Annotated in this window: 10 protein-coding genes; 7 read left to right on the forward strand and 3 right to left on the reverse strand. The window is 61.6% G+C overall.

The window, feature by feature from the left end:
* Nucleotides 1-4: 4 nt before the first annotated feature.
* Nucleotides 5-1,042 (reverse strand): branched-chain amino acid ABC transporter permease, encoded by a 1,038-nt coding sequence (locus tag LNV28_RS24665; protein WP_263520977.1) that lies wholly within the window; start codon nucleotides 1,040-1,042, stop codon nucleotides 5-7.
* 170 nt (nucleotides 1,043-1,212) lie between these two features.
* Here LNV28_RS24665 and LNV28_RS24670 point away from each other — a divergent pair, with 170 nt between their 5' ends.
* Both LNV28_RS24670 and LNV28_RS24675 read left to right on the forward strand, forming a co-directional pair.
* Complete coding sequence (locus tag LNV28_RS24670) at nucleotides 1,213-1,971, forward strand: enoyl-CoA hydratase/isomerase family protein (RefSeq protein ID WP_263520976.1); 759 nt, start codon at nucleotides 1,213-1,215, stop codon at nucleotides 1,969-1,971.
* Nucleotides 1,972-2,192: 221 nt separating this feature from the next.
* Nucleotides 2,193-2,429: a hypothetical protein gene (locus LNV28_RS24675; protein WP_102766008.1), complete on the forward strand. Its 237-nt coding sequence runs from the start codon at nucleotides 2,193-2,195 to the stop codon at nucleotides 2,427-2,429.
* A 37-nt stretch (nucleotides 2,430-2,466) separates the two neighbouring features.
* On the opposite strand, the gene LNV28_RS24680 is transcribed toward LNV28_RS24675, so the two are convergent.
* A complete protein-coding gene (locus LNV28_RS24680) occupies nucleotides 2,467-3,030 on the reverse strand; it encodes a thymidine kinase (RefSeq protein WP_263520974.1) in 564 nt (187 codons plus the stop codon).
* Nucleotides 3,031-3,279: 249 nt separating this feature from the next.
* Between LNV28_RS24680 and LNV28_RS24685 the strand changes: the two genes are divergently transcribed.
* A complete protein-coding gene (locus LNV28_RS24685; RefSeq protein WP_263520972.1) occupies nucleotides 3,280-3,492 on the forward strand; it encodes a hypothetical protein in 213 nt (70 codons plus the stop codon).
* On the opposite strand, the gene LNV28_RS24690 is transcribed toward LNV28_RS24685, so the two are convergent.
* Entirely contained in the window at nucleotides 3,483-3,956 is a 474-nt protein-coding gene (locus LNV28_RS24690) for a putative toxin-antitoxin system toxin component, PIN family (protein ID WP_263520970.1), read from the reverse strand. The two genes, LNV28_RS24685 and LNV28_RS24690, sit on opposite strands and share 10 nt — an antisense overlap.
* A gap of 374 nt (nucleotides 3,957-4,330) precedes the next feature.
* On the opposite strand from LNV28_RS24690, the gene rpsL reads away from it, so the two are divergent.
* From rpsL to LNV28_RS24710, 4 genes are all read left to right on the forward strand, one after another.
* Nucleotides 4,331-4,705, forward strand: a complete 375-nt coding sequence (gene rpsL / locus LNV28_RS24695) for a 30S ribosomal protein S12 (RefSeq protein ID WP_102766011.1) — start codon at nucleotides 4,331-4,333, stop codon at nucleotides 4,703-4,705.
* 167 nt (nucleotides 4,706-4,872) lie between these two features.
* On the forward strand, nucleotides 4,873-5,343 hold the full coding sequence (gene rpsG, locus LNV28_RS24700; RefSeq protein WP_102766012.1) for a 30S ribosomal protein S7: 471 nt from the start codon (nucleotides 4,873-4,875) through the stop codon (nucleotides 5,341-5,343).
* Between the two features lie 70 nt (nucleotides 5,344-5,413).
* Complete coding sequence (fusA, locus tag LNV28_RS24705) at nucleotides 5,414-7,516, forward strand: elongation factor G (RefSeq protein ID WP_263521009.1); 2,103 nt, start codon at nucleotides 5,414-5,416, stop codon at nucleotides 7,514-7,516.
* A gap of 158 nt (nucleotides 7,517-7,674) precedes the next feature.
* On the forward strand, nucleotides 7,675-7,772 hold a 98-nt coding region (locus LNV28_RS24710), incomplete at its 3' end, for a GTP-binding protein (protein WP_263518129.1).

Below are 7,772 nucleotides of genomic sequence, written 5' to 3' on the forward strand. Positions count from 1 at the left end.
GTTGTCAATGCTCGTCTTGGTGCGGGTTGCGTAGAGAGCGCCAGAGCAGCACCGGCAGGATGGAGGTGAAGACGATCACCTCCTTGAAGGCGCTGGCCCAGAAGGAGCTGAAGGACTCCAGCAGCCCCACCAGTACCGCTCCCAGCGCTGCGCCGGGGTAGCTGGCCAGGCCGGCGAAGACGGCGGCGACGAAGCCTTTCAGGCCGATCAGAAAGCCGCTGTCGTAAAAAATTGTCGTGGTCGGGCTGATCAGCACGCCCGAGAGCGCGCCGATGAAGGCTGCCATGGCCAGGGACAGGCGCCCTGCCGAGTTGCTGGAGATGCCCATCAGTCGGGCGCCCAGGCGGTTCACCGCCGTGGCCCGCAAGGCCTTGCCATAGAGGCTGCGCTCGAAGAACAGCCAGAGCAGCACGATCAGAGCCAGCGAGGCCAGCAGGATGATCACCGTCTGCCCGGCAATGAAGAGCGGGCCGAGGGTGAAACTGCTGTCCCAGAAGCTGGGGTTGCGCGAGCCCTCGGCGCCAAAGAACAGCAGGCCCAGGCCAGTCAGGCTGAAATGCACGCCCACAGACACGATCAGCAGCACCAGCACCGAGGCATCGGCCAGCGGCTGGTAGGCGAGGCGGTAGAGCAGGGGGCCCATGGGCGTGACGATGGCCAGGGTCAGCAGCACCTGCAGCAGCAGGGGCAGTTGTAGCGGCGCCGCCCACCAGGACAGAGCGCCCAGGGCCACGGGCCATGCAGCCGCTTTGGCCACTCGGATCAGCAGCGCGGCGGTTGCCTCACCCGCACGCCAGCCGGCCCAAAGGTCCAACAGCGCCACCAGAGCCGCCAAGCTCAGCAAAAACACCACAGTGCCGGGGCGCTGGCCTTGCTGCAGAGCGGCCAAGGTGAGCGCTCCGAAGGCCACGAACTCACCTTGCGGAATGAAGATCACCCGGGTCACGGTGAACACCAGCACGGTGGCCAGTGCCAGCAGGGCGTAGATGGCGCCGTTGCTCAGGCCGTCGAGCATCAGGATGCTGGCAATCGATAGATCCATGGAGTGCTTGGTTCGGTGCTCGCGGCAGGGCGCTGGAGCCCCGACTCTAATCAAGCCCTGCAGGCCGGCAGCTCGGGGCAGGGCCGCATTGACAAACGCGCACGCTGAAGCAGGTGTGAGAGTCAGCCGCTAGACTGGTTTGTTTCGACCTCCTCGTCGCTCTCCTTGTCATGCCCGGCCTTGCTCCTCTGCTAGAAATCGACGGCCATTTGGCCCGCATCACGCTACGGCGGCCGCGCTTGGCCAATCGGCTGGAGCCCAGTGATCTGCAGTGTTTGCAGCAGCAGTTGCAGCTGGTGAACGAACGCCCGGAGCTGCGCGTGCTGCTGCTGCGCGGTGAGGGCCGGCATTTCTGCAGCGGCTTCAATATCGGCGCAGTGCCGGGGCTCGATGCGGGCGCCTTGTTTGAGCAACTCAGCGATGCTTGGGAAAACGCCCGGCCGGTGACCGTGGCACAGATCCAGGGCGGGGTCTACGGCGGCGCCACCGACCTGGCGCTGGCCTGCGACTTTCGCCTCGGCCAGCCCGCCTGCGAAATGTTCGTGCCGGCGGCCCGGCTGGGCCTGCACTTCTATCGCGGCGGCATGGAGCGCTACGTCACTCGTCTGGGGCTGCCTTGGGCCAAAAAGGTGTTGCTGGCTGGCGCCACGCTCGATGCGCAGGAGATGCTGCGCAGTGGCTTTCTCGACCAGCTGCTGCCCGACGCGGCGGCGCTCGATGCTGCGACCGAGATCTTGGTGGCCCAGTTGCTGGCCATGGCGCCGCTGGCGCTGCTGGGCATGAAAAAACACTTGAATGCCATCGCGCGCGACAGGCTGGACCCGGCGGCTCTGCAGGCGGATGTGGCCGAAGCCAATGCATCGGAGGATCTGGCGGAGGGTGTGGCAGCCTGGCAGGAGCGCCGCGAGCCCCGATTCCTGGGCCGTTGAGTGGCTTGAAAACGCAGCGTGGCGGGGGCATTCATGCCGCGGCCAACGCTGCTCTAGGGGAATCCCCTCCCTCTGTGTCTGGGGCCGTCTGAGTGCTACCGTGCCGGATTGGCCTCCAGATAGTGGAAAATAGAGGGGTTGGCTCAGGTGGCCGGCTGCTTCGGAGACGGAGTCATCGGCCCACCCTGGCAAGCTCCCACTAACTCACTATCAGGACCGACGTGGCCAAGGACAGTACTAAAACGACCATCGAAGCCGATGGTCTGCGTTACCGCTCTAAAGCACCAGGTTCGCCGTTTGCGGCGACCTCTTCCTTTGGTGCCGCAACCATGTCGTGCTTTTTGTGCGGCAAGCACCGCCCGCGCGCGATGCTGAAATCCAAGAAGCTCTTGGGCAAGTCGCAGCCGGTCTGCGCACCGTCGTGCAAGGAGCTCGACGAACAGCTCAGCAAGGGCTGAACCGGGCGCGAAGGCGCTTTCTAGCCGGTGCGCTTCTTCAGACCTGCTGTCTGAAGCAGCGGCCGCACACCGCCCGATAGCGGGCGTTGCCGCCAATTTCCACTTGATTGCCTTCGGTGACCTTGCGGTTGTTGGCGTCCACACGCATATTCATCGTCGCTTTGCGGCCGCAGTTGCAGATGGTCTTCATTTCGTCCATCTCGTCCGCCAGAGCCAGCAAGGTGGCAGAGCCAGGGAACAGCTCGCCCTGGAAATCGGTACGCAAGCCGTAGCAAATCACCGGCACATTGCGCACATGCGCCAGTTCGTGCAGCGCCCAGACCTGGGGCTTGAGCAGAAACTGCGCCTCGTCGATCAAGACGCATGACACCTCAGGCAGTTGCAGCGCCATCGCCAAGAAATCAGTTTCCGGACCGAAGACCTCGGCCTCGCGTTGCGGCCCCAACCGTGAGGTGATGGTGCCACGCCCATAGCGGTCGTCGAGCTGCGCCGTGAACAGCCGCACGCCATGGCCGCGCTCCTCGTAGTTGTGGGCCACCTGCAGCAGGGCGGTGGACTTGCCGGCGTTCATGGCCGCGTAGCGAAAAAACAGTTTGGCCATGTGGAGGCTCGGGCTTCAAAACAGGTTGGAGTTCAGCCCTTGAGGGCGTTTTGTGGGCGTCTAGCGCCCGCACATGAGGGGGGTGGTCCGGTCGGCGTGCGCGATTGTGACAAAACATGGGGCAAGCGAGGTAGTCAAAGCCGCTCCGAGCCGCCTACTATGGTCTAGAGGGCAGAGGAAAGTAGTCCAGCACATCCAGGCCTAGGCGCCCCTCGCGCTGACGGTCGGCACCGTGAACCCGCGACAACAATGAGCAAAGACACCTACACCAGCGTCAGTGACAACGGTCTGCGTTACGAGTCCAAACTGGGCGGCTCGCCCTTCCTGGGTAGCGGCCACACCCGCTCCTGCTTCAAGTGCGGCAAGCACCGCACTCCCAACAATCTGCAGTCCAAGCGCGTCCTCGGCCGCACCGAAGTCGTGTGCAAGCCGGCATGCGCCAAACCCAAAGATCAGGCTTGAGGGCTGGGCTCGGCGGCGGTGGGCAGACGCCAAGAGTCTGGGCTCATGATGATGAGCCCCTGAGCTCGGGCGCGTTTGGCCAGGGCCAATACTGCGCGGTCGCGTGAAAACAGCCATTGGGCGCCCTGAGAAATCGCCAGATCAATGAATTTTTGATCGTCCGGATCCCGGCAAATCAGGCGCACGGCCGGTGGGCTGGCTGCCTCAATCATGTGGCACAAGCGCGCGAAATGGTCTTCGATCCAGCCGAGGTCGGGTTCAAAGGCGGCGGCAACGCCGCGTGCGAGCACGTGGCGCAGTTCATCGAGCATGGCGGGCTGGCCGATCCAGCGCAGCTGCCCCTGGTTGACGGCCGCCGCCAGAGCGCTGACCCGTGCGTCGCGAAAAACCAGCCAGTCCATCACCACTTGCGTGTCAATGACGGCTTGGAGCGGGCGCGCGCCTGAAATCGAATCTCGGTGCATCAAGGTTTCAATGGTGTGAGCGGGTCTAATCGGGGTCGGGCTCAGCGGTCTCCTGCCAAGTTTGCGGGCGTGTGCTCCACGCCGCGCGCCGCAGCATAGCCGCTCGAGAGCCTTGCGCTTGTGCCATTTCGGCAATGTGTTCTACAATCGTGGGCTCTTCAGCAGGCCTTGCTGAGAATTTTCCATGGATTCACGGAAAACTGCCGACGGTGATTTGTCCTGTCGGCCGCTTCATTCTTGAGTCTTTGTGAAGGTTTCAGGCGTGTGTCGCATCCCGCGTAGGTGCCGGGTGCGCAGCGTCAGCCAGTCAAGGTTTGCGCTCATCCTGAGTGATGCTGCTGAAGTGTGTGACTTCAAACGGGAACAAGTTACTTATGCCAACCATCAATCAGCTCGTGCGCCACGGCCGTCAGGCCGAGGTCACGAAATCCAAGTCGCCGGCAATGCAGAATTGCCCGCAGCGCCGCGGCGTTTGCACCCGCGTGTACACCACGACTCCGAAGAAGCCTAACTCGGCTCTGCGTAAGGTTGCCAAGGTGCGCCTGACCAACGGTTTCGAGGTCATCTCCTACATCGGCGGTGAAGGCCACAACCTGCAAGAGCACAGCGTGGTGCTGGTGCGCGGCGGTCGTGTCAAGGACTTGCCGGGTGTGCGTTACCACATCGTGCGCGGTTCGCTGGACTTGCAAGGCGTGAAAGACCGCAAGCAGTCGCGTTCCAAGTACGGCGCGAAGCGTCCGAAGAAGTAATCAAAGAGTCATGTCGGCCCGGCATATTGCTGGCGCTAGACGTTTTTGCGGTTCCTGCCATTCCCCTGTTTGGCAATGACCGAGTAAGTGGATGCCCCCAGAAGTCGGTGGTCATCCGAAGGTGCAGGGCATTTGCCCGTACCCACTGAAGCAAGAGGAAGAATCCCATGCCACGTCGTCGCGAAGTACCCAAGCGCGAGATCCTGCCTGATCCCAAGTTCGGCAATGTTGATCTGTCCAAGTTCATGAACGTCATCATGGAATCGGGCAAGAAGGCCGTTGCAGAGCGCATCATCTACGGTGCCCTGGAACAAGTCGAAAAGAAGGTTGGCAAGGACCCGCTGGAAGTGTTCCTGGTTGCCTTGAACAACGTCAAGCCTATGGTCGAAGTGAAGTCCCGCCGCGTTGGCGGTGCGAACTACCAAGTTCCCGTGGAAGTTCGTCCCGTCCGCCGGATGGCTCTGGCCATGCGTTGGTTGAAGGAATCGGCCCGCAAGCGTGGTGAAAAATCCATGTCGCAGCGTCTGGCCAATGAGTTGCTGGAAGCAGCTGAAGGCCGAGGCGGCGCCATGAAGAAGCGTGACGAAGTTCACCGCATGGCAGAAGCCAACAAGGCCTTCTCGCACTTCCGCTTCTAAACTAGTTCGATTCAGCCGCCCCGGGTTTCTACTGACCCGTTGGCGGCTCCTGCCTTTCTGGAGTGACATCATGGCACGCAAGACCCCCATCGAGCGCTACCGCAATATCGGTATCTCGGCGCACATCGACGCTGGCAAGACCACGACGACCGAGCGGATCCTCTTCTACACCGGTGTGAACCACAAGATCGGTGAAGTGCATGATGGCGCTGCCACCATGGACTGGATGGAGCAAGAGCAAGAGCGCGGCATCACGATCACATCGGCTGCCACGACCTGCTTCTGGAAGGGCATGGACGCTTCGCGCGCCGAGCACCGCATCAACATCATTGACACCCCCGGACACGTGGACTTCACCATTGAAGTCGAGCGCTCGATGCGCGTTTTGGACGGTGCCTGCATGGTGTACTGCGCCGTGGGCGGCGTGCAGCCGCAGTCGGAAACCGTCTGGCGCCAAGCCAACAAGTACAAGGTGCCTCGTTTGGCTTTTGTCAACAAGATGGACCGCACGGGCGCGAACTTCTACAAGGTCTATGACCAGATGAAGACTCGCCTGAAGGCCAATCCTGTGCCGGTGGTGCTGCCGATTGGTGCTGAAGAAAACTTCAAGGGCGTGATCGACCTGACCGTCATGAAGGCCATCTACTGGGACGAAGCATCCCAGGGCATGAAGTTCGACTACCGCGACATCCCCGCTGAAATGCAGGCTGACGCCCAGAAATGGCGCGACAACCTGGTGGAGGCCGCCGCCGAGTCGAACGAAGACATGATGAACAAGTACCTGGAAACCGGTGAGCTCAGCGACGCTGAAATCATGCAGGGCATCCGTGCACGTACTTTGGCTGCTGAAATCCAGCCGATGTTCTGCGGTACCGCATTCAAGAACAAGGGCGTGCAGCGCATGCTGGACGGCGTGATCGACTTCATGCCTTCGCCGATCGACGTCCCGCCAGTTCCTGGTACCGACGAAGACGACCAGCCTGCAACCCGTGAAGCTTCGGACAGCGCCAAGTTCTCGGCTCTGGCCTTCAAGCTGATGACCGACCCGTATGTTGGTCAGCTGACATTCGTGCGCGTCTATTCGGGCGTGCTGAAGTCGGGCGACTCGGTGTTCAACCCGATTCGCGGCAAGAAGGAGCGTATCGGTCGTATTCTGCAGATGCACGCCAACCAGCGTGAAGAAATCTCGGAAATTCTGGCCGGCGACATCGCAGCTTGCGTGGGCCTGAAGGATGTGACGACCGGCGAAACGCTGTGCGATCCGGAATCGATCATCACCTTGGAAAAGATGGTGTTCCCGGAGCCGGTGATTTCGCAGGCTGTTGAGCCGAAGACCAAGGCCGACCAGGAAAAGATGGGTATCGCCCTGGGCCGTCTGGCCAAGGAAGATCCGTCCTTCCGTCTGCGTACCGATGAAGAATCGGGTCAGACCATCATTTCCGGTATGGGCGAGCTCCACCTGGAAATTATTGTCGACCGCATGAAGCGCGAATTCGGCGTGGAAGCCAACGTCGGCAAGCCGCAAGTGGCCTACCGCGAAACCATCCGCAAGTCGGCCACCGACGTGGAAGGCAAGTTCGTGCGCCAGTCGGGCGGTAAGGGTCAGTATGGCCACGTCGTGCTGACGGTCGAGCCGCAAGAAGCAGGCAAGGGCTTCGAGTTCGTCGACGCCATCAAGGGCGGTGTGGTTCCTCGCGAATTCATCCCCGCCGTGGAAAAGGGCATCATCGACAGCCTGCCGAATGGCGTGCTGGCCGGTTTCCCGGTTGTGGACGTGAAGGTCACGCTGACTTTCGGTTCGTACCACGAAGTGGACTCGAATGAAAACGCCTTCAAGATGGCCGCTTCGATGGGCTTCAAGGACGGCTGCCGCAAGGCTTCGCCGGTGATCCTGGAGCCGATGATGGCCGTGGAAGTCGAGACGCCTGAAGACTACGCCGGTAACGTGATGGGCGATCTGTCCAGCCGCCGCGGCATGGTTCAGGGCATGGACGACATGGTCGGTGGTGGCAAGGTCATCAAGGCCGAAGTTCCGCTGTCGGAGATGTTCGGCTATTCGACGACCCTGCGCTCGGCCACACAAGGCCGCGCCACGTACACCATGGAGTTCAAGCACTACAGCGAAGCTCCGAAGAACGTGGCTGACGCCATCATCACCGCACGCGGTAAGTGATGCACCTGAAGCGCTGAATCCAGGCTGGATTCGGCGCTTCTCCTCATTCGAGAACGTCTTCGTCAAGTGCTGCCCGGTTGCCAGTCGCCGGGATTGAATGCCTTGACGGAAACGCTAAACCCTGAGACTGGCGACCTGTTCTTTTTGGAGCAATTGCAATGGCAAAGAGTAAATTTGAGCGCACCAAGCCGCACGTCAACGTCGGCACCATCGGTCACGTGGACCATGGCAAGACGACCCTGACGGCTGCGATCGC

This window comes from Paucibacter sp. DJ2R-2, assembly GCF_025717675.1.
Lineage (GTDB): Bacteria > Pseudomonadota > Gammaproteobacteria > Burkholderiales > Burkholderiaceae_C > Paucibacter_A.